The organism is Streptomyces sp. M2CJ-2, from assembly GCF_016757295.1.
GTDB lineage: Bacteria > Actinomycetota > Actinomycetes > Streptomycetales > Streptomycetaceae > Streptomyces.
On record NZ_JAESIF010000294.1, the window covers coordinates 1 to 489 of the forward strand.

1 protein-coding gene is annotated in these 489 nt (G+C 65.4%); it reads left to right on the forward strand.

Features of this window, described 5'->3' with window-relative positions:
• On the forward strand, positions 1 to 489 hold a 489-nt coding region (locus tag JL475_RS39370), incomplete at both ends, for a pyridoxal-dependent decarboxylase (protein ID WP_237409605.1).

Here is a 489-nt window from a genome sequence, read left to right on the forward strand (position 1 = left end):
CGCTCTCCGGACGTCAATGGCCTCAGCACCGGATCGCCCGACCGTCATCGTCGCCAACGCCGGCACCGTGAACACGGTTGACTTCGACGATCTCCATGCGCTGGCCGACCTGCGCGATGAGTTCGGCGCATGGCTCCACGTCGACGCGGCCTTCGGCTCATTCGCCGCACTGGTGCCGGAGCACGCGCACTGGACTGACGGGATCGACCGGGCAGACTCCGTGACCGTCGACCTGCACAAGTGGTTCAACGTGCCCTACGACTCGGCCGTCCAGTTCACGAAGCGCCCGGACCTCCAACTGAAGGTGTTCCGCAACAGCGCGGCTTACCTCGGCGGGATCACGGACCAGCCGGATTTCGTCCACCTGACCCCGGAGAACTCCCGACGGGCACGCGCCATCCCCGCCTGGTTCACCATCGCAGCGTATGGGGCACAAGGCCTGCAGCAGATCGTCAGCAACAACATCGACAACGCTCGACGCTTCGGTAC